The sequence below is a fragment of the Escherichia sp. MOD1-EC7011 genome, assembly GCF_002965005.1.
Taxonomy (GTDB): domain Bacteria; phylum Pseudomonadota; class Gammaproteobacteria; order Enterobacterales; family Enterobacteriaceae; genus Escherichia; species Escherichia ruysiae.
In genome coordinates, this window is sequence record NZ_PTRD01000010.1 from 166,747 (window position 1) to 187,642 (window position 20,896).

The 20,896-nt window shown below is 49.1% G+C and carries 18 protein-coding genes, 1 other RNA gene and 2 pseudogenes; 11 read left to right on the forward strand and 10 right to left on the reverse strand.

What is annotated here, in order from left to right:
* Positions 1-19: 19 nt before the first annotated feature.
* The 7 genes and pseudogenes from aroD to ydiK form a co-directional block, all read right to left on the reverse strand.
* The gene (gene aroD / locus A7098_RS04760; RefSeq protein ID WP_000860206.1) at positions 20-778 is read right to left on the reverse strand and encodes a type I 3-dehydroquinate dehydratase; all 759 of its coding nucleotides are present in this window, start codon (positions 776-778) and stop codon (positions 20-22) included.
* A 30-nt stretch (positions 779-808) separates the two neighbouring features.
* A complete protein-coding gene (gene ydiB, locus A7098_RS04765; RefSeq protein ID WP_105280418.1) occupies positions 809-1,675 on the reverse strand; it encodes a quinate/shikimate dehydrogenase in 867 nt (288 codons plus the stop codon).
* A gap of 11 nt (positions 1,676-1,686) precedes the next feature.
* Positions 1,687-2,941, reverse strand: a pseudogene (locus tag A7098_RS04770) (MFS transporter).
* Between the two features lie 226 nt (positions 2,942-3,167).
* Positions 3,168-4,379 (reverse strand): annotated as a pseudogene (locus A7098_RS04775) (MFS transporter).
* 99 nt (positions 4,380-4,478) lie between these two features.
* On the reverse strand, positions 4,479-4,835 hold the full coding sequence (locus A7098_RS04780; protein ID WP_105280476.1) for a YdiL family protein: 357 nt from the start codon (positions 4,833-4,835) through the stop codon (positions 4,479-4,481).
* A 135-nt stretch (positions 4,836-4,970) separates the two neighbouring features.
* Positions 4,971-5,078: antisense sRNA RprA (rprA, locus tag A7098_RS04785), an RNA gene on the reverse strand.
* A 186-nt stretch (positions 5,079-5,264) separates the two neighbouring features.
* Positions 5,265-6,377 (reverse strand): AI-2E family transporter YdiK, encoded by a 1,113-nt coding sequence (gene ydiK / locus A7098_RS04790; RefSeq protein ID WP_105280420.1) that lies wholly within the window; start codon positions 6,375-6,377, stop codon positions 5,265-5,267.
* A gap of 388 nt (positions 6,378-6,765) precedes the next feature.
* On the opposite strand from ydiK, the gene A7098_RS04795 reads away from it, so the two are divergent.
* From A7098_RS04795 to ldtE, 10 genes are all read left to right on the forward strand, one after another.
* Positions 6,766-9,822 (forward strand): FAD-binding and (Fe-S)-binding domain-containing protein, encoded by a 3,057-nt coding sequence (locus A7098_RS04795; RefSeq protein ID WP_105280421.1) that lies wholly within the window; start codon positions 6,766-6,768, stop codon positions 9,820-9,822.
* The gene (gene menI / locus A7098_RS04800) at positions 9,819-10,229 is read left to right on the forward strand and encodes a 1,4-dihydroxy-2-naphthoyl-CoA hydrolase (protein ID WP_000637977.1); all 411 of its coding nucleotides are present in this window, start codon (positions 9,819-9,821) and stop codon (positions 10,227-10,229) included. The genes A7098_RS04795 and menI overlap by 4 nt, the downstream gene beginning before the upstream one ends.
* A 99-nt stretch (positions 10,230-10,328) precedes the next feature.
* Positions 10,329-10,517, forward strand: coding sequence for a YdiH family protein (locus A7098_RS04805; protein WP_001296104.1), 189 nt, complete (start codon positions 10,329-10,331; stop codon positions 10,515-10,517).
* Positions 10,518-11,069: 552 nt separating this feature from the next.
* Positions 11,070-11,438: a Fe-S cluster assembly scaffold SufA gene (gene sufA / locus A7098_RS04810; RefSeq protein ID WP_105280423.1), complete on the forward strand. Its 369-nt coding sequence runs from the start codon at positions 11,070-11,072 to the stop codon at positions 11,436-11,438.
* An 8-nt stretch (positions 11,439-11,446) separates the two neighbouring features.
* The gene (gene sufB / locus A7098_RS04815; RefSeq protein ID WP_024212343.1) at positions 11,447-12,934 is read left to right on the forward strand and encodes a Fe-S cluster assembly protein SufB; all 1,488 of its coding nucleotides are present in this window, start codon (positions 11,447-11,449) and stop codon (positions 12,932-12,934) included.
* Between the two features lie 9 nt (positions 12,935-12,943).
* Positions 12,944-13,690, forward strand: a complete 747-nt coding sequence (gene sufC, locus A7098_RS04820; protein WP_000948879.1) for a Fe-S cluster assembly ATPase SufC — start codon at positions 12,944-12,946, stop codon at positions 13,688-13,690.
* Positions 13,665-14,936, forward strand: coding sequence for a Fe-S cluster assembly protein SufD (gene sufD / locus A7098_RS04825; RefSeq protein ID WP_105280424.1), 1,272 nt, complete (start codon positions 13,665-13,667; stop codon positions 14,934-14,936). Before sufC ends, sufD begins: the two co-directional genes overlap by 26 nt.
* On the forward strand, positions 14,933-16,153 hold the full coding sequence (gene sufS / locus A7098_RS04830; RefSeq protein ID WP_000144611.1) for a cysteine desulfurase SufS: 1,221 nt from the start codon (positions 14,933-14,935) through the stop codon (positions 16,151-16,153). Before sufD ends, sufS begins: the two co-directional genes overlap by 4 nt.
* Before the next feature lie 12 nt (positions 16,154-16,165).
* The gene (gene sufE, locus A7098_RS04835; protein ID WP_000279732.1) at positions 16,166-16,582 is read left to right on the forward strand and encodes a cysteine desulfuration protein SufE; all 417 of its coding nucleotides are present in this window, start codon (positions 16,166-16,168) and stop codon (positions 16,580-16,582) included.
* A gap of 148 nt (positions 16,583-16,730) precedes the next feature.
* Positions 16,731-17,732 carry a L,D-transpeptidase LdtE gene (gene ldtE / locus A7098_RS04840; RefSeq protein WP_105280425.1) on the forward strand — a complete coding sequence of 334 codons (1,002 nt, stop codon included), beginning with the start codon at positions 16,731-16,733 and terminating at the stop codon, positions 17,730-17,732.
* 63 nt (positions 17,733-17,795) lie between these two features.
* On the opposite strand, the gene lpp is transcribed toward ldtE, so the two are convergent.
* The 3 genes from lpp to A7098_RS24130 form a co-directional block, all read right to left on the reverse strand.
* Positions 17,796-18,032: a murein lipoprotein Lpp gene (gene lpp, locus A7098_RS04845; RefSeq protein WP_000648420.1), complete on the reverse strand. Its 237-nt coding sequence runs from the start codon at positions 18,030-18,032 to the stop codon at positions 17,796-17,798.
* Between the two features lie 310 nt (positions 18,033-18,342).
* Positions 18,343-19,755: a pyruvate kinase PykF gene (gene pykF / locus A7098_RS04850; RefSeq protein ID WP_010346010.1), complete on the reverse strand. Its 1,413-nt coding sequence runs from the start codon at positions 19,753-19,755 to the stop codon at positions 18,343-18,345.
* Between the two features lie 7 nt (positions 19,756-19,762).
* Entirely contained in the window at positions 19,763-19,957 is a 195-nt protein-coding gene (locus A7098_RS24130) for a hypothetical protein (protein WP_242664678.1), read from the reverse strand.
* A 354-nt stretch (positions 19,958-20,311) separates the two neighbouring features.
* Between A7098_RS24130 and fumD the strand changes: the two genes are divergently transcribed.
* Positions 20,312-20,521: a fumarate hydratase FumD gene (gene fumD / locus A7098_RS04855; protein WP_000528337.1), complete on the forward strand. Its 210-nt coding sequence runs from the start codon at positions 20,312-20,314 to the stop codon at positions 20,519-20,521.
* The last annotated feature ends 375 nt before the right edge of the window (positions 20,522-20,896 follow it).

A 20,896-nucleotide genomic window follows, 5' to 3' on the forward strand; every position in this document is an offset into this window, starting at 1 on the left:
CCCGCCGGAACGTTATTGATTATGCCTGATGCAAAATAGTTAATACTGTGCGCAAATCATTCACCGATATTTGTCCAGGGGCAGAGGCTTTTTTTACTGCGCCAAAGGTTGCCGCCGAACCGAAAACTTCACCCGCCAGACGGGAAATTACGCCAGTTTTTGCCATCGACATGGTAATGATTGGACGATCGGCATACTGCTCCTGCATCTCCAGGGTCGCGGCAAGCAACGTCAGCACATCGCTGGTACTTTGCGGCATCAGCGCAATCTTAGGAATATCGGCGTCGAAGGACTGCATTTTGCGCAGACGGGCAATGATTTCTTCGGCTTCCGGCGTTTTATGGAAGTCATGGTTGGACATGACAACTTTCACATCATGCGCGTGGGCGTAGGCGACGGTTTCTTTAACCTGATCATCGCCGGTAAATAACTCCAGATCGATCATATCCACCAGACCGCCGTCGATGGCTGCACGATTGAGAGCAATATAAGCTTCGGTGGAAATCGCCTGCTCGCCGCCTTCTTTGGCACTGCGGAAGGTAAACAGCAGCGGTTTTTCTGGCATGGTCTCACGGAGAATTTTTGCCGCCGCCATGACCGACTCCACACAGGTGAGGTCGGCAAAGTGATCCACGCGCCATTCCAGAATATCAAAGTCCGCTTCACGATAGACAAGAGCTTCAGATTTCACGCTGGCGATATCTTTCGCCATCAGCGAGACGATGATTTTTGGTGCACCCGTGCCAATGACGAGATCTTTTACAGTTACGGTTTTCATTTCTTACCCTTTCTGCACGCGGTCAGCCTCTCAGGCGCCGAACCCCATGACCTGTTTAACGTATTCCAGAGGGAAATCTTTGCCAGTCCATAACGTGAACTGTTCTGCCCCTTGCCACAACAACATGCCGTATCCATCAATCGTTTTGCAACCTGCTTGTTGCGCCTGCTGCAATAACTTCGTCATATGCGGGTTATATACGCATTCGGTGACCAGAAGTCCTGGATGTAACAGACTGATATCATTAACCAATGATTCATTTTCAAGGGGTTTCATACCCACTTTAGTACCGTTGGTTAAAATATCGGCAGAAGCCAGCGCCTCGGCAAAGGCCTGCTGATCGGCGAGATCCGTCACTGTGACGACGCAATCGGTGTTTTCGTTGACCCGTTGCGCGAAGGCGAGGGCTTTATCGAAAAACTCATCCCGACGGTTAAAGAGTTTAATTTCTTTTAACCCTTCAATCGCACCCTGCGCGCCAATCGCCGTTGAGGCGCCACCGGCACCTAACAGCACCATCGTTTTTCCTTTGATATCAAAACCGCTCTCTTTTATGGCGCGAATATGGCCTGTGCCGTCGGTGTTATAACCACGCAGGTAGCCGTTATCATTAACGATGGTATTGATGGCGCCCACCAGTTTCGCCGCAGGCGTTAATTCATCAACATATTCACACGCCAGTTGTTTGTTCGGCATCGACACACCGGTGCCGCGCATTTTGAGGGCTTTTAATCCTTCAATTGCTCCGGCAAAGCTATCGTTATCCACTTCAAAGGCCATATAGGTAAATGGCAATCCCGCTTTTTCTAAGGTTTTATTCTGCATTTCAGGCGATAAACTGTGGCGGATAGGATAGGCCATCAACCCAATCAATTCGTATTTTGCGGTAACATCCATAATTCACTCCTTTAACCTCTGTGCTTAATTGTGTTTAAAATAACGTTCGCCTAACCGGATATCATTTTTGGGAATAATGAATACGCGGTAATAGCGAATGAAAACAATAATCGCGGTAATCAGGGCCAGCAGCGCGAAAGTAAAATCGAGAACGATGATATATTGCAGGCCGATATTTGACAGATAACCGGTAATCAGTGGAATAACAAAGTTAGCCAGACCGCCCATCATCATATAAATACTGGTGACTTTGGCCTTGCTTTTGGGAAAAAACTCTGACATGACCGAAACGCCGAGTTGTAAAATGCCGCCAGCCGCTGAGAAACCGATAACAAAGGCTCCGGCATTACACACTAGCGGAGAAGGGTAGAGATATATAATGGCGGCAGTTACCGTTGCCAGTGCAGAGTTAAATACGTTAGCCCAGATGGGGCGTACTATTTTTTTCAGTAACGCGGCAAATATAAAGACACAGACCAGCGAACCCATACTGTAATAAGAGATGGTTTTTAATGCTTCGGCTTCCGACATACCGGCAAATGCCATTGCATATTTGGGCATCCACACCACAATCACATAAAAGGTCGAGAATGCGGCAACACCGAACAGTACCGACGAAACACCTTCCAGCCAGACTAACGGTTTACTGTTCATTATCGGCAATTCATTGGCAACGCTGGCGTCCACCAACTGGCTGGGGAATTTGCTTTTCAACAGCATCAGCGTGATCAGTACGAACAGGATGCCAGGAATAATCAGCCCATAGCCGTACCAGATGTTATTCAGCAGCATATAACTCACCAGCATTGGATAGAACATTTGCCCGAATGACACCATTGCTTTAACCAGTATTACCGCCGACCCGGAGGCTTTCGGAAAGCATTCCATCAACGCCGGGTAACCACCGGTATCCAGCGCCGAGTTAGCGATACCTACGCACACTGCCAGACAGTAAGCGAGCGTTAAATTCGGGCAAGCGGGAATACCAAAGAAGAACAGTAGATACATTATTACTGCCATTAATATGACTGCGCGCCGTCCAAATTTGTCGGAGATTACACCGAAGAATAAAATACTGATCAGGCGACCCAAGCCAATACCGGAAATTAAATAAGCAATACCCGCGTTGTCCGTTGAAAATTTTTCTGCCAGAGATGACATGTTCTGTGCAAGTGTAATAACACTAATGCCGTGCAGGAAATAGCTGAAGTATATACAAAGAACAGCCAGGATAAATGGCGTGCTGAAAGCCTTATTTTGAGACATTTTCACAGCTCCTTGCTGAAAGATAATTTTGTTACTGTACGTATTGTTCTTCGACGGTTTACATAATCACTATACTGAAGATGATTTTCTCCGGATACATGGCATAAAGTTTATGTTTCCAGGTATATTGCATGAGATAGTTTGTTTTGGATCGTGATTTCCCTTAATTAGTGCAGAAAGATTAATTTATCCGTAAGATCTTGCATGTCCTGAAAATAATATTGCATTACCCGCCCGTGGCGACATTTCCCTTTAGCGATGGATGTTGTGTTTCCTTGTGGCTGCGTAAGCCAATAAACAGCGCCAGTAAAAAACCGACGGCAGCGATGCCAGTATCGAACCACATAATATCGGCAATACTTCTTTGTGATAGATGAGCCGTAATCAACGGAATGGTAAAGGTTGCAATACTTCCCGCACTGTAATAAATCCCGGTTGCTTTACCTTTAGCGTAGGGAAAACGTTCAGCCATTAACGTCAGGCCAATTTGTACAACGCCTCCAGCGGAGGTAAAACCAATAACGAAAGCAAATGTTATTACCACATAAAATATGGGATACAGGCAAACGGTGAGCAGGGCAATAAATGAGATAAACGTGTACAGCATCAACAATGTTGTCGGGTGAATCGCTTTACGAATGAGCGGTGCACTAATAAATACGCAAAGCAGCGATCCCACGGTGTAGATGCTGAGTAATTTGATCGACATTGTGTATGACATGCCAGCGACAAATTGTCCGTATTGTGCCAGCCACTGGCTGACCAGATAAAACGTTGCCATTGAGATATAGCCATATAAGGTATAACTGGCTAAATCGATTATTGAGCAGCGATGCCCCGAAGTGGTTGTTTTATTTACTGCCGGTAAGCGACGACCCGGATGCGGTGGAAAGGTACTGCGGTATAAAAACAGACCGTTAATAATCATAATGCCTGCGGCAATCATAAAAGACTAACCAAACCACAGTTCGGCCCATACCAACAAACTAATGATTAACGGCAATAAAAATTGTCCGCAGGAAACAAACGCTTTAATTAAAATATTGGCTGTACCCGGTGAATGAGGAAAGGCTTCCATCAGGCTGGGATAAGTACCTGCATCGAGAAAACTGTTTGCCATTCCGGCCAGAAAGCCAAAAACATAAGCGATAATGATGTTATTGGTGTGCAGGATGCCAAAAAAGAAGGCGATATAGCAGCACATACCGAGAATGATAAACGGTCGGCGACCGAATCTATCGGATAATAAGCCAGAAAGAAACAGGACGCTTAACCGACCAATGCCTAATGATGAGATAACAATCGAGACACCTGCCGCATTGGTATGCCAAAGCGTCTCCAGCGAGGCCATATTCAGGGTCATCAAAATGACGCCCATACCATGCACCAGGTAATTGAAATACAACCCCAGCGCGGTAGGGAAATAGGGATTTTTCATAAGATCCACTTAGCAACTGTGTTTTAAAAAATGTGGCGATATTGCGTCAATATTCGGTCATTATTCTTGTAATAATGGCTATTGATTCCCGTTAAAATATCAACAAAGGCGTTCAAGATCGTGCGCATATAATTCTGCGGCTACTGATTGATAAATCTTCCAGTCAATAAAATCGCCGTCAGGGTAGACACGTTGAAACGCGGTTAAGTCAGGGAAAAAACGCATGGTGTTATTGCCGATGCGGTTATTTATTTTCTCTATGATGGCGTGAAGATGTTTTTTTCTTTGCTGACGCATAGCCAGCAATTTTTCAACGACGCTATCAGGAATGGCGCTTTTGCCATTTTCCCACCGCCGCCAGCTTTCGCTGTCATCTGTCTGGGCAATCCAGGTCGCGCATTCATCAACAGTCATGGCAAAAATATGGCGTAGTGCCTGGAGTTCATAAGCGTTCATAGGTAATGGCTGCATCAAAAAATAGAATAAAATATAAATAACATTATCAGCCTGCTAACGGCTTGAAGAGAGTCACAGTATCTTGTGCAACATTATTGGAAAGAATGAATGGCGAGGTAAGGAAACGGAAAAATGTTAAAAAAAAGCCCATCGTGGGAGATGGGCAAAGACTACACACAGCAATTCGTTGTTTCACTCAGGGGATTTCCATGCTTATAAATCAATATGTTGATTTATAACCGTGAGCTAATAGTAGGCATACGGACTTTTTGCGTCGATCAGATTCGTCTCATTAGTTTAAAAACTGTAAAGAATTTGCGACAGGTACTACCAGCTGAATGGAGGTAAGCAGGGAAATACGAGGTTGAGAAATGAAATATCAATTAGCGATGTTTAACAATCAGGCGGCAGAGCCGCCTGATGAGAGAGTTACTTATTCGGCTTTTCAATTTCGCCCAGTTCTTCGAGAATTTCTTCCGGCTGGTCAGTCGGTGGCGGGACTTCTTCCACCCACGCAGCAAACAGACGCCAGGAAACGGCTAACAGAACCGGACCAATAAACAGACCAATCATCCCGAAGGCAATCAAACCACCGATAACCCCGGAGAGGATCAGGATCAGCGGTAAATCGGCGCCCATGCGAATTAACATCGGGCGAATCACGTTATCCAGTGTGCCAACCACACCACTCCACACCAGCAATACCGTGCCCCAGGTGGTATCACCGCTCCAGTAGAGCCAGATAATCGCCGGAATCAACACCGGCAGCGGGCCAAGCTGGACAAGGCAGGAGAGGATCATTAACACCGTCAGCAGCGTTGCGTAAGGAACGCCGGATACCGCCAGACCGATACCGCCAAGTACCGCCTGCACCAACGCTGTTACCACTACACCCAGCGCCACCGCGCGGATAGCCTGCGCCGCCAGCAGGACTGCGGCATCACCGCGAGCGCCTGCCAGACGAGTTGCAAAATGGCGAATGCCTTGCGCTACCTGTTCACCGCGCCAGTACAGCAGGGCGCTGAAGAGAAGCATTAATGCACAATGCACCATAAAGCGCCCGATATGCGCCGCCTGCCCAACAAACCAGGTGGTGGTGGTGCCAATATAAGGACGGACTTTCGCCATGATCGCCGTACCCCCCATATCCAGCAAATTGTGCCAGCCTGCATACAGCTTCGCACCAATCACTGGAATGGTATTAAGCCACGCCAGATCGGGTAACGTCATGTCGCCGCTGGAAATGGCTTTAATCAACGGCCCACTGCCATCGACGATACTGTTAACCAATAAGGCGATAGGGATGATAAACACCATCACTAATAACAGCGTCATCACCAGAACGGCGAGCGAACGGCGACCAAACATGATCTTTTGCAAGCGTAACAATACCGGCCAGGTAGCGATAACCACCGTACCGGCCCACGCAAAGCCGAGAATGAAGGGTTGAACAATCCACAGACATGCCACAATCATGATGGCTAAAAACAGCACCGAAAGCAGAATTTGTGCGACATCCCTGGGCTGACGAACATTTACCATAACTACTTTTCACCTTTTTTGTGCGTCAAATCGTCGACGCGACGTGAACACGCGAAACTCACCTGCATAATGATGAGCAATTTCAGCGGTTTTTAACAGGCCGATTCTGCCCTTAATTCTGATGGGCGTGTAAGAAAAAAATGTGGTACAACAATTCAGGCAACACGCAAACGGTTTACTCGTCGTATTTCAAGTTGCATGTGCTGCGGCTACGTTCGTTCACCCCAGTCACTTACTTTTGTAAGTTCCTGGCGTTCACTCGCTTGCCGCCTTCCCGCAACTCGAAATCCATAGAGTAAACATACATCACCTTTCAGTGCGCTATTGCAGCAGCCTGAAAGAACTGTGTATCGACCTACATCACAGACCGCAGGAAAGGGTCAATATAATGATTCCACAGATTTCCCAGGCACCCGGCGTCGTTCAACTGGTGCTTAATTTTTTGCAAGAGCTGGAGCAACAGGGTTTTACCGGCGATACGGCGACAAGTTATGCCGATCGTCTGACAATGTCGACCGACAACAGTATTTACCAACTTCTCCCCGACGCAGTGGTATTTCCGCGTTCGACCGCAGATGTGGCATTAATCGCCCGTCTGGCTGCGCAGGAACGCTATTCATCGTTGATCTTCACCCCGCGCGGTGGCGGCACCGGCACTAACGGTCAGGCGCTCAACCAGGGGATTATTGTTGATATGTCCCGTCATATGAACCGCATCATCGAAATTAACCCTGAAGAGGGCTGGGTGCGCGTTGAAGCGGGGGTTATTAAAGATCAGCTTAACCAGTACCTGAAACCGTTCGGCTACTTTTTTGCACCAGAACTTTCGACCAGCAACCGGGCAACGCTCGGCGGGATGATCAATACCGATGCTTCCGGTCAGGGCTCGCTGGTCTATGGCAAAACGTCAGATCACGTGCTCGGCGTGCGGGCAGTGTTGTTGGGGGGGGATATTCTCGATACGCAACCTTTACCCGTCGAGCTGGCGGAAACGCTGGGCAAAACCAATACAGCTATCGGGCGTATCTATAAAACGGTTTATCAACGCTGCCGTCAGCAACGGCAGTTAATCATCGACAAATTTCCCAAACTTAACCGCTTTCTTACCGGTTACGATCTGCGTCATGTCTTTAACGATGAGATGACCGAGTTCGACCTGACGCGCATTCTGACGGGTTCAGAAGGGACGCTGGCCTTTATTACCGAAGCGCGACTGGATATTACTCGCTTGCCGAAAGTGCGCCGTCTGGTGAACGTCAAATATGACTCTTTTGACTCCGCGCTGCGTAACGCGCCGTTTATGGTTGAGGCGCGCGCGCTTTCAGTTGAGACGGTGGATTCTAAAGTGCTGAACCTTGCGCGGGAAGATATCGTCTGGCATTCCGTCAGTGAGTTGATTACCGATGTGCCCGACAAAGAGATGCTCGGACTGAACATTGTGGAATTTGCTGGTGATGATGAGGCGCTGATTGACGAGCGGGTAAATGCACTCTGTGCGCGGCTGGACGAACTTATCGCTAGTCAGCAAGCAGGTGTCATTGGCTGGCAGGTGTGCCGCGAGCTGGCGGGTGTTGAACGTATCTATGCGATGCGCAAAAAAGCTGTTGGCCTGCTTGGCAATGCTAAAGGCGCCGCTAAGCCAATTCCGTTTGCCGAAGATACCTGCGTGCCGCCAGAACACCTGGCGGATTATATTGCTGAATTTCGCGCGCTGCTCGACAGTCACGGCTTAAGCTACGGTATGTTTGGTCACGTCGATGCGGGGGTTTTGCACGTTCGTCCGGCGCTGGATATGTGCGATCCGCAACAAGAGATGTTGATGAAGCAAATTTCTGATGACGTGGTGGCGCTGACTGCGAAATACGGTGGTTTGTTGTGGGGCGAGCACGGCAAAGGTTTTCGCGCCGAATACAGCCCGGCGTTTTTCGGTGAGGAACTTTTTGCAGAACTGCGCAAAGTGAAAGCGGCATTTGACCCGCATAACCGACTCAACCCAGGAAAGATTTGCCCGCCAGAAGGTCTCGACGCGCCGATGATGAAAGTGGACGCGGTAAAGCGCGGTACATTTGATCGGCAGATCCCCATCGCGGTACGCCAGCAGTGGCGCGGTGCGATGGAGTGTAACGGCAACGGTTTATGCTTCAACTTTGATGCCCGCAGCCCCATGTGCCCGTCGATGAAGATCACCCAGAACCGGATTCATTCACCGAAAGGGCGCGCAACGCTGGTGCGTGAATGGCTGCGTTTGCTGGCTGACCGTGGTGTTGATCCTCTAAAACTGGAACAAGAACTGCCGGAATCGCGAGCCAGTTTGCGGACGTTAATTGCCCGCACGCGCAATAGCTGGCACGCAAATAAAGGCGAATATGACTTCTCCCACGAAGTGAAAGAGGCGATGTCAGGCTGTCTGGCCTGTAAAGCCTGTTCGACCCAGTGCCCTATCAAAATAGATGTGCCAGAGTTCCGCTCTCGTTTCCTGCAACTCTATCATACCCGTTATTTACGCCCGCTGCGTGACCATCTTGTGGCGACGGTCGAAAGTTATGCGCCGCTGATGGCGCGAGCGCCAAAGACCTTTAACTTCTTCATTAACCAGCCTCTGGTTCGCAAACTGTCGAAAAAACATATCGGCATGGTCGACTTGCCGCTGCTTTCGGTGCCGTCGCTGCAACAACAAATGGTGGGGCATCGCTCGGCAAACATGACGCTGGAACAGCTTGAAGCTCTCAATGTCGAGCAGAAAGCGCGCACGGTGCTGGTGGTGCAAGATCCTTTCACCAGCTATTACGATGCGCAAGTGGTGGCGGATTTTGTGCGTCTGGTCGAAAAATTAGGTTTCCAGCCGGTACTGTTGCCATTTTCACCAAATGGTAAAGCCCAGCACATCAAAGGATTCCTCAATCGTTTTGCGAAGACGGCGAAAAAGACGGCGGATTTTCTCAACCGTATGGCGAAGCTGGGAATGCCAATGGTGGGTGTCGATCCGGCGCTGGTACTTTGTTATCGCGACGAATACAAACTCACTCTCGGCGAGGAACGCGGCGAGTTTAACGTTCTGCTGGCGAATGAATGGCTGGCAAGCGTACTTGAGTCACAGCCAGTGGCTGCGGTCAGCGGTGAACCGTGGTATTTCTTTGGTCACTGTACCGAAGTCACCGCCTTGCCGGGCGCGCCAGCACAATGGGCCGCGATATTTGCCCGTTTTGGCGCGAAGCTGGAAAATGTCAGTGTGGGTTGCTGCGGTATGGCGGGGACTTACGGACATGAAGCGAAAAATCATAAAAACTCGCTTGGGATCTATGAGTTATCCTGGCATCAGGCGATGCAGCGTCTGCCGCGAAATCGCTGTCTGGCGACCGGATATTCCTGCCGTAGTCAGGTAAAACGGGTTGAAGGTACGGGGGTACGCCATCCTGTGCAGGCATTACTGGAGATTATTAAATGATATGGAAACGTAAAATCACCCTGGAAGCACTGAATGCCATGGGTGATGGAAACATGGTGGGATTGCTGGATATTCGCTTTGAACATATTGGTGATGACACTCTGGAAGCGACAATGCCGGTAGATTCGCGGACAAAGCAACCTTTCGGGCTGCTGCATGGCGGTGCGTCCGTGGTGCTGGCCGAAAGTATTGGCTCCGTTGCCGGTTATTTATGTACCGAAGGTGAGCAAAAAGTCGTTGGTCTGGAAATCAATGCTAACCATGTTCGATCAGCGCGAGAAGGGCGAGTTCGCGGCGTTTGCAAACCGCTGCATCTTGGTTCACGTCATCAGGTCTGGCAGATTGAAATATTCGATGAGAAAGAGCGTTTGTGCTGTTCGTCACGATTGACGACCGCTATTTTGTGACGTTGTCACCAGAAAAGTGTGACGCATATTGCCGTTGGTTATTATCTGCACAGTAAACGGTGGTATACTGTGCAGGTCTTGTCTAAAAGCGAGGATGCTATGTCTACTCAACTTGATCCCACCCAACTGGCCATTGAATTTTTACGCCGTGACCAGAGCAATCTTTCACCTGCCCAATATCTCAAACGTCTGAAACAACTAGAACTTGAATTCGCTGATCTGCTTACTCTCTCTTCTGCTGAATTAAAAGAAGAAATCTACTTTGCCTGGCGTTTGGGCGTGCATTGATTCTGGCTGAACGCAGTTAGTGTGCCCCATCGACCTGGATTAACTCCAGTCCAGGTCTGACGACTTTCTTCTGACTTCTCCCATTTTTACCCGCTTGATTTTGTTTAAAAAGAATACAAATCGCAGGTTGTGTTAAAACGCTGGCTTAGCTTTATGAGATTATTCTTATCGCCCCTTCAAGAGCTAAGCCACTGTGAGTGCCGGAGATAAGCGCCGGATGGGGTAGAAACCCTTAAGTCTGTGTTGAACAGACTTAAGGGTTTTCTTATTTCTGAACGAGCCGCTTTTTTACCTATCTCTTAAATAGTCATTTTCAATACAACTTTTTCTTTTCCATCACAGTCTTAAATGTCCTCCAGTAATAATCATTAACTAACAATGAGATACCTAATTCTTAGCGTGCCTGTTAAGCCGCACATCAGGGTCTATGCTTATTAAATGCAGGCAAAAAGCATGTTTTACGGTAAAGCCCCTGCGTTTGTTGGGTTGAACTGATAATCATTATCACTAACATGCTGTTATACGCTGAAAGCGATGAAGTGAGGTAAATCGATGGACATGCATTCAGGAACCTTTAATCCACAGGATTTCGCCTGGCAAGGCTTAACGCTGACACCCGCAGCGGCGGTGCACATCCGCGAGCTGGTGGCAAAGCAGCCAGGTATGGTCGGCGTGCGCTTAGGCGTGAAGCAAACGGGTTGCGCGGGCTTTGGCTATGTACTCGACAGTGTTAGCAAGCCGGACAAAGACGATCTGCTGTTTGAACACGACGGCGCGAAGCTGTATGTCCAGCTACAAGCAATGCCGTTTATTGATGGCACGGAAGTCGATTTCGTTCGCGAAGGACTCAATCAGATATTCAAATTTCACAACCCGAAAGCCCAGAATGAATGTGGCTGTGGCGAAAGCTTCGGGGTATAGGCGGTACTATGTCTCGTAATACTGAAGCAACTGACGATGTCAAAACCTGGACTGGCGGCTCGCTGAATTATAAAGAAGGATTCTTCACCCAGTTAGCCACTGATGAGCTGGCTAAGGGCATAAACGAAGAGGTGGTGCGCGCAATCTCGGCGAAGCGTAATGAACCGGAGTGGATGCTGGCGTTTCGTCTCAACGCCTTTCGTGCATGGCTGGAGATGGAAGAGCCGCACTGGTTGAAGGCGCACTACGATAAGCTGAATTATCAGGATTATAGCTATTACTCCGCGCCTTCATGTGGTAACTGCGATGACACCTGTGTTTCTGAACCGGGCGCGGTGCAACAAACCGGCGCAAACGCTTTTTTAAGTAAAGAGGTTGAAGCGGCATTTGAGCAGTTGGGCGTACCGGTGCGGGAAGGCAAAGAGGTGGCGGTGGATGCCATTTTCGATTCTGTTTCGGTTGCCACCACTTATCGCGAAAAACTGGCGGAGCAGGGGATCATTTTCTGTTCCTTTGGCGAAGCGATTCATGAGCACCCGGAGCTGGTGAAGAAATATCTCGGCACCGTGGTGCCTGGGAATGACAACTTTTTTGCTGCGCTCAATGCGGCGGTGGCTTCCGATGGTACGTTTATTTATGTACCTAAAGGCGTGCGCTGTCCGATGGAGCTTTCCACCTATTTTCGTATTAACGCAGAAAAAACCGGGCAGTTTGAGCGCACCATTCTGGTAGCCGACGAAGACAGCTACGTCAGCTACATTGAAGGCTGCTCCGCACCAGTGCGTGATAGCTACCAGCTACACGCGGCGGTGGTGGAAGTCATCATCCATAAAAACGCCGAGGTGAAATATTCCACGGTGCAAAACTGGTTCCCTGGCGATAACAACACCGGCGGTATTCTCAACTTCGTCACCAAGCGTGCTCTGTGCGAAGGCGAAAACAGCAAAATGTCGTGGACGCAATCGGAAACCGGTTCAGCGATTACGTGGAAATACCCAAGCTGCATTCTGCGCGGCGATAACTCTATCGGTGAGTTCTACTCGGTGGCGCTGACCAGCGGTCATCAGCAGGCTGATACCGGCACCAAGATGATCCACATCGGTAAGAACACCAAATCGACCATTATCTCGAAAGGGATCTCTGCCGGACACAGCCAGAACAGCTATCGCGGCCTGGTGAAAATCATGCCGACGGCAACCAATGCGCGCAACTTCACTCAGTGCGACTCAATGCTGATTGGCGCTAATTGCGGGGCGCATACCTTCCCGTATGTCGAATGTCGCAATAACAGCGCACAACTGGAGCACGAGGCAACGACATCGCGTATTGGTGAAGATCAGCTCTTTTACTGCCTGCAACGCGGGATCAGCGAAGAAGACGCCATCTCGATGATTGTTAACGGTTTCTGCAAAGACGTGTTCTCGGAACTGCCGCTGGAATTTGCCGTTGAAGCACAAAAACTCCTCGCCATCAGTCTTGAACACAGCGTCGGATAAGGAATAAACATGTTAAGTATTAAAGATTTACACGTCAGCGTGGAAGATAAAGCTATCCTGCGCGGATTAAGCCTCGACGTTCGTCCCGGCGAAGTTCACGCCATTATGGGGCCAAACGGTTCGGGCAAAAGTACCTTATCGGCAACGCTTGCCGGGCGAGAAGATTATGAAGTGACGGGCGGCACGGTGGAGTTTAAAGGCAAAGATTTGCTTGAACTGTCGCCGGAAGATCGTGCAGGCGAAGGGATCTTTATGGCTTTTCAGTATCCAGTGGAAATCCCTGGCGTCAGTAACCAGTTTTTCCTGCAAACGGCGCTCAATGCGGTGCGTAGTTATCGCGGTCAGGAAACCCTCGACCGCTTCGATTTTCAGGATTTGATGGAAGAGAAAATCGCCCTGTTGAAGATGCCGGAAGATTTATTAACCCGTTCGGTTAACGTTGGTTTTTCCGGTGGCGAGAAAAAGCGCAACGATATTTTGCAAATGGCAGTGCTGGAGCCGGAGTTATGCATTCTTGATGAGTCGGACTCCGGGCTGGATATCGACGCATTAAAAGTGGTTGCCGATGGCGTGAACTCGCTGCGTGACGGCAAGCGTTCATTCATCATTGTTACGCACTACCAACGCATTCTCGACTACATCAAGCCTGATTACGTCCACGTGCTGTATCAGGGACGAATTGTGAAATCCGGCGATTTCACGTTGGTCAAACAACTGGAGGAGCAGGGTTATGGCTGGCTTAGTGAACAGCAGTAACGTGCTGCAACAGTGGCATCACTTGTTTGAGGCTGAAGGGGCAAAACGCTCCCCGCAAGCGCAGCAGCATTTACAACAATTGCTGCGTACCGGTCTGCCGACCCGTAAACATGAGCACTGGAAATATACGCCGCTGGAAGGGCTGACCAATAGACAGTTTGTCAGCATTACGGGGGAGATATCCCCACAGCAGCGTGATGCCTTAGCCATAACGTTAGACGCCGTGCGACTGGTGTTTGTCGATGGACGTTACATGCCAGCACTGAGCGATGCAACTGAAGGCAGCGGATATGACGTGAGCATAAACGACGAACGCCAGGGGCTGCCCGATGCTATTCAGCCAGAAGTGTTTCTGCATCTGACGGAAAGCCTGGCGCAAAGCGTTACGCATATTGCGGTGAAGCGCGGTCAACGGCCTGTAAAGCCATTGCTGTTAATGCATATTACCCAGGGCGTGTCAGGTGAAGAGGTGAACACTGCCCATTATCGCCATCATCTGGAACTGGCGGAAGGCGCGGAAGCGACGGTGATTGAACATTTTGTCAGCCTTAATGATGCCCGCCATTTTACCGGCGCGCGCTTCACTATTAACGTCGCAGCGAACGCCCACTTGCAGCATATCAAGCTGGCGTTTGAAAACCCGGTCAGTCACCACTTTGCCCATAACGATTTGCTGCTGGCAGACGATGCCACCGCATCTAGCCACAGTTTTCTGCTTGGTGGCGCCGTGTTACGGCACAACACCAGTACGCAACTTAATGGCGAAAACAGTACGCTGCGGATTAATAGCCTGGCGATGCCGGTGAAAAATGAAGTGTGCGATACCCGCACCTGGCTGGAACACAATAAAGGTTTTTGTAACAGCCGCCAGTTGCACAAAACTATCGTCAGCGACAAAGGGCGCGCGGTATTTAATGGTTTGATTAATGTCGCGCAGTATGCCATCAAGACTGACGGCCAGATGACCAATAATAATCTGCTGATGGGCAAGCTGGCGGAAGTGGATACCAAACCGCAACTGGAAATTTATGCCGATGATGTGAAATGCAGCCACGGCGCAACGGTCGGGCGTATTGATGATGAGCAAATGTTCTATCTGCGTTCTCGCGGGATCAATCAGCAGGATGCCCAGCAGATGATCATCTATGCCTTTGCCGCCGAACTGACGGAAGCCTTGCGCGATGAGGGTCTTAAACAGCAGGTGCTGGCTCGAATCGGCCAACGGCTGCCGGGAGGTGCAAGATGACTTTTTCCGTTGAGAAGGTACGGGCCGATTTTCCGGTGCTCTCGCGTGAGGTGAACGGTTTGCCGCTGGCTTATCTCGACAGCGCCGCCAGTGCGCAGAAACCGAGCCAGGTGATTGACGCCGAGGCTGAGTTTTATCGTCACGGCTACGCGGCGGTGCATCGCGGTATTCATACGTTAAGCGCCCAGGCGACCGAGAAAATGGAGAACGTGCGTAAGCGTGCATCGCTGTTTATCAATGCCCGTTCGGCGGAAGAGCTGGTGTTCGTCCGTGGCACGACGGAAGGGATCAATCTGGTCGCCAATAGCTGGGGCAATAGCAACGTGCGGGCAGGCGATAACATCATCATCAGTCAGATGGAACACCACGCTAACATTGTTCCCTGGCAGATGCTTTGCGCGCGCGTTGGCGCAGAGCTGCGGGTGATCCCGCTTAATCCGGACGGCACGCTGCAACTTGAGACGTTGCCTAATTTGTTTGATGAGAAAACCCGCCTGCTGGCGATTACTCACGTGTCTAATGTGCTGGGGACGGAAAATCCGCTGCCGGAAATGATCGCACTTGCGCACCAGCATGGCGCAAAAGTGCTGGTGGATGGCGCTCAGGCAGTGATGCATCATCCGGTGGATGTGCAGGCGCTGGATTGCGACTTCTACGTTTTTTCCGGGCATAAACTGTATGGCCCCACCGGCATTGGCATTCTTTATGTTAAAGAAGCCTTGTTGCAGGAGATGCCGCCGTGGGAAGGGGGCGGGTCTATGATTGCCACCGTCAGCCTTAGCGAAGGTACTACCTGGACCAAAGCGCCGTGGCGGTTTGAGGCCGGCACGCCCAATACGGGGGGCATTATTGGTCTTGGTGCGGCGCTGGAGTATGTATCAGCTCTGGGGCTTAACAACATTGCTGAGTACGAACAGAATCTGATGCATTACGCGCTGTCACAATTGACAGCAGTGCCGGATCTTACTCTGTATGGGCCACCGGACAGACTTGGCGTTATCGCCTTTAATCTCGGTAAACATCATGCCTATGATGTTGGCAGTTTTCTTGATAACTACGGTATCGCTGTGCGTACCGGCCATCACTGCGCGATGCCGTTGATGGCGTTTTATAACGTTCCGGCTATGTGTCGGGCGTCGTTGGCTATGTATAACACCCATGAAGAAGTGGATCGTCTGGTGACAGGATTGCAACGCATTCATCGTCTGCTGGGATAACAGGGAGGCTCTATGGCTGTATTGCCGGATAAAGAAAAATTGCTGCGTAATTTTTTACGCTGCGCCAACTGGGAAGAGAAATATCTCTACATTATTGAACTGGGTCAGCGTCTGCCGGAATTACGCGATGAAGACAGAAACCCGCAAAATAGTATTCAGGGCTGTCAGAGTCAGGTATGGATTGTAATGCGCCAGAATGCGCAGGGAATTATTGAATTGCAGGGTGACAGCGATGCCGCCATTGTGAAAGGGCTTATTGCGGTTGTTTTTATTCTCTATGACCAGATGACGCCGCAGGATATTGTTAATTTTGACGTGCGCCCGTGGTTTGAAAAAATGGCGCTTGCTCAGCATCTCACCCCATCTCGTTCACAAGGTCTGGAAGCGATGATTCGTGCAATCCGCGCTAAAGCCGCTGCACTTAGCTAAACTAAAGGAACAGCTTTCATCTGGATGACTCACATTGCCGGATGGTCGATGTTTACTCTGACCAGCACAGGAGTGTTTCGGCTTCAGGTAAGCAAAAGCACCATCCGACGTCTTAGCGTGAGTCTCCGGCAAATACAGGAGGTTTACAATGAAACGCGCGTCTCTGCTTACACTGACCCTTATCGGCGCGTTTAGCGCCATACACGCTGCCTGGGCGGTAGATTATCCACTCCCACCAACCGGCAGCCGACTGGTTGGGCAAAATCAAACGTATACGGTGCAAGAGGGGGATAAAAACCTTCAGGCCATTGCCCGACGTTTTGATACTGCGGCAATGTTGATTCTGGAAGCCAATAACACGATCGCCCCGGTGCCAAAACCAGGTACGACGATAACGATTCCTTCACAACTGTTATTACCTGATGCGCCGCGTCAGGGGATTATCGTTAACCTTGCCGAGCTGCGTCTTTATTATTATCCGCCAGGAGAAAATATCGTGCAGGTCTATCCGATAGGCATTGGCTTGCAGGGGCTGGAAACGCCAGTGATGGAAACGCGGGTTGGGCAGAAAATCCCTAACCCTACCTGGACACCGACCGCTGGTATTCGGCAGCGTTCGCTGGAGCGTGGCATTAAATTACCGCCAGTCGTTCCTGCCGGGCCAAATAACCCACTAGGACGCTACGCAATGCGCCTGGCGCACGGCAATGGCGAATATCTCATTCATGGCACCAGTGCGCCGGACAGCGTCGGTTTGCGCGTCAGTTCGGGCTGTATTCGTATGAACGCACCGGATATTAAAGCCTTGTTCTCCAGCGTGCGGACGGGGACGCCGGTGAAAGTGATCAACGAACCGGTGAAATACTCTGTAGAACTGAACGGAATGCGTTATGTGGAAGTACATCGCCCCCTGTCGGCAGAGGAACAGCAGAACGTTCAGACGATGCCGTACAAACTGCCTGTTGGCTTTACGCAATTCAAAGATAATCAGGCTGTTGATCAGAAACTGGTGGATAAAGCCTTATATCGTCGGGCGGGATATCCGGTCGCGGTAGGCAATGGAACGGCACATGTCAGCAACTCGCCCGCAGTTGAGTCAGCTCAAAATGGCGAGCCTGAGCAGGGAAATATGTTACGCGCGACGCAATAGCAGTAATTAGCAGGCAAAAAAAATGGCGCACAATGTGCGCCATTTTTCACTTCACAGGTACTATTACTTGCGGTATTTAGTAGCCATGTTGTCCAGACGCTGGTTAGCACGAGCTGCGTCATCTTTAGCAGCCTGAACGTCGGAACGCATTGCGTTCACGTCGTTGCTCAGCTGGTCAACTTTAGCGTTCAGAGTCTGAACGTCAGAAGACAGCTGATCGATTTTAGCGTTGCTGGAGCAACCTGCCAGCAGAGTAGAACCCAGGATTACCGCGCCCAGTACCAGTTTAGTAGCTTTCATTATTAATACCCTCTAGATTGAGTTAATCTCCATGTAGCGTTACAAGTATTACACAAAGTTTTTTATGTTGAGAATATTTTTTTGATGGGAAGGCACTTATTTTTGATCGTTCGCTCAAAGAAACATCGAACGCTGGGTTTTAGATAAAAAAATTGAGAGAAAACAGGATGCTTCCATCGGATTCATCTTAGATAAAGTGAGATTATATAGTGAAATCCGATTTGATTTTTTATTGCTTCTGGTTATCGATTAAATAAAAAAAGCGCCCATCAGGGCGCTTGGATATACAAATTAATTCACAAAAGCAATATTACAGGACGTGAACAGATGCGGTGTTGGTAGTGCCGCTCGGTACAAGTGCACCGGAAACCATTACTACAACGTCACCTTTGTGCGCCAGACCGCTCTGCAGAGCCAGTTCTTTACCCAGGCGGTAGAAATCATCAGTAGAAGTGATCTCTTTAACCAGCTGCGGCACAACGCCTTTGCTCAGCACCAGCTGATGTGCAGTTTTTTCGTTAGTGGTCAGCGCCAGGATGGTTGCATCCGGGAAGTATTTACGCACTGCACGAGCAGATTTACCGCCCTGAGTTGCTACGACGATCAGCGGAGCATCCAGTTTTTCAGCAGTTTCAACCGCACCACGGCAAACTGCTTCGGTAATGCGCAGTTTACGGTTGTCGTTGTTGAACTCGAGACGGCTGTTCATCACGCGGTCGGTACGTTCGCAAATGGTTGCCATGATAGAAACAGCTTCCAGCGGGTATTTACCTTTTGCGGATTCACCAGACAACATTACTGCGTCAGTACCGTCGAGGATGGCGTTCGCAACGTCACCGGCTTCTGCGCGGGTCGGACGTGGGTTTTTGATCATGGAATCCAGCATCTGGGTCGCAGTGATAACGACTTTACGTGCGCGGATACATTTTTCGATCATCATCTTCTGGGCGAAGATAACTTCTTCAACCGGGATTTCAACACCCAGGTCGCCACGTGCAACCATGATGCCGTCAGAAGCTTCGAGGATTTCGTCGAAGTTGTTGAGGCCTTCCTGGTTTTCGATTTTGGAGATGATTTGGATGTTTTCGCCGCCGTGCGCTTTCAGGTGCTCACGGATTTCGATAACGTCAGAACGCTTACGGATAAAGGAAGCAGCAACAAAGTCTACGCCTTGTTCGCAACCAAAGATGAGATCCTGTTTGTCTTTTTCAGCCAGTGCCGGCAGGGCAATAGAAACGCCTGGCAGGTTCACACCTTTGTTTTCGCCCAGGTCACCGTTGTTCAGTACCTTACAGATAACTTTGTTACCTTCAATGGCGGTAACTTCCATACCGATCAGACCATCGTCAACCAGTACGGTGTTGCCGACGGACAGATCAGAAGTGAAACCTTCATAAGTTACCGCAACCATTTCGCTGTTGCCGATAACAGATTTGTCAGTGGTGAAAGTAAAGGTCTGGCCTGCTTTCAGAGAAACGTCATTACCGCCTTCCAGTTTCATGGTGCGGATTTCCGGACCTTTGGTATCGAGCAGGATAGCGGCAGTTTTACCTGTTTTGCTCATCACGTTGCGCAGGTTCTGAATGCGCTGACCGTGTTCTGCATAGTCACCATGAGAGAAGTTCAGACGCATGACGTTCATGCCCGCGTCCAGCATTTTAGCTAACATCTCTTCAGATTCGGTTTTTGGTCCGATGGTGCAAACAATTTTGGTCTTTTTCATGACAGTCTTAGTCTTTAAGTTGAGAAGGATAGGAAAAACTTGCTTTCTGGGCGCACTGCCGGAAAGCGAATCCGGTATTACGAAAGTGATGGTGCCTCGCTCTAAGGATAGGTGACATCGAAAAAGCGTGCAGAGGAATGTGTGCTTGTGTCTCAGCCCAACGTGAGTGCCTGTTTTTGAGTCGTTGAGTTCTACAGTCCAAAGTGCTGAAACCATTCAAGAGTCAATTGGCGCGCATTATACGCTGAAATTAATCCAAAAGGAAAACAAAAACAGCGTTTCAAAAAATATACAAGTCGCCAGACAATAAATTGTTATCAAAGATTTAACGTTCCTGGGAAAAGATTACGCAAAAACTTCGTTGTTTGCGCAACATCTGGAGGTGAGGTCGCCAGAGTGGGGAGGAGTGTATGTTCATCAGGTGTATAAATACACCATCGCTCAATCGCTACAGTCAAAATAATTTATCGCGTTATTTATATGATTTTATTTGGTTTTTGTTTAATTGATTAGATTGATATATGCTGATAGTTGGCATGATAAATAGGTATAAAGAATGGGAAATCGAACAAAAGATGACGAACTGTACCGCGAGATGTGCAGGGTAGTCGGTAAAGTTGTGCTGGAAATGCGCGATTTGGGACAGGAACCAAAACATATTGTCATCGCTGGCGTATTACGCACGGCTTTAGCCAATAAACGCATTCAACGTAGTGAACTGGAAAAACAGGCGATGGAAACCGTCATTAACGCGCTGGTAAAATGATCGTTCAGGATGAAGTGCAACGCTTCATCCTGATACGTTTCTTTCAATCGCAGTCACAGCTAATTTTCATAAATAGCAACTGATGAAATTATATCAGTTGCGATATGTATTAAAGTGTATAACGATAATGTTATTTTTATTTTCTGGAATGAATATCACAAATAATTGTCGCTTAAATGAAATTAATTTCAGATGATAATAAATATCAGTCCACTTTTAATTTTTCACTTTGTGATTTTAATTGATAATGATCAATGTTAAGAGCTCAGAATAATCACATTATTTTTTTCTCCTAACCATAAAGGATTAGTTTATCAGCGTTAAATCTTTTCTCATACACTATCGGGTTAGGGAAAATATCTGGTGTTGGGGACA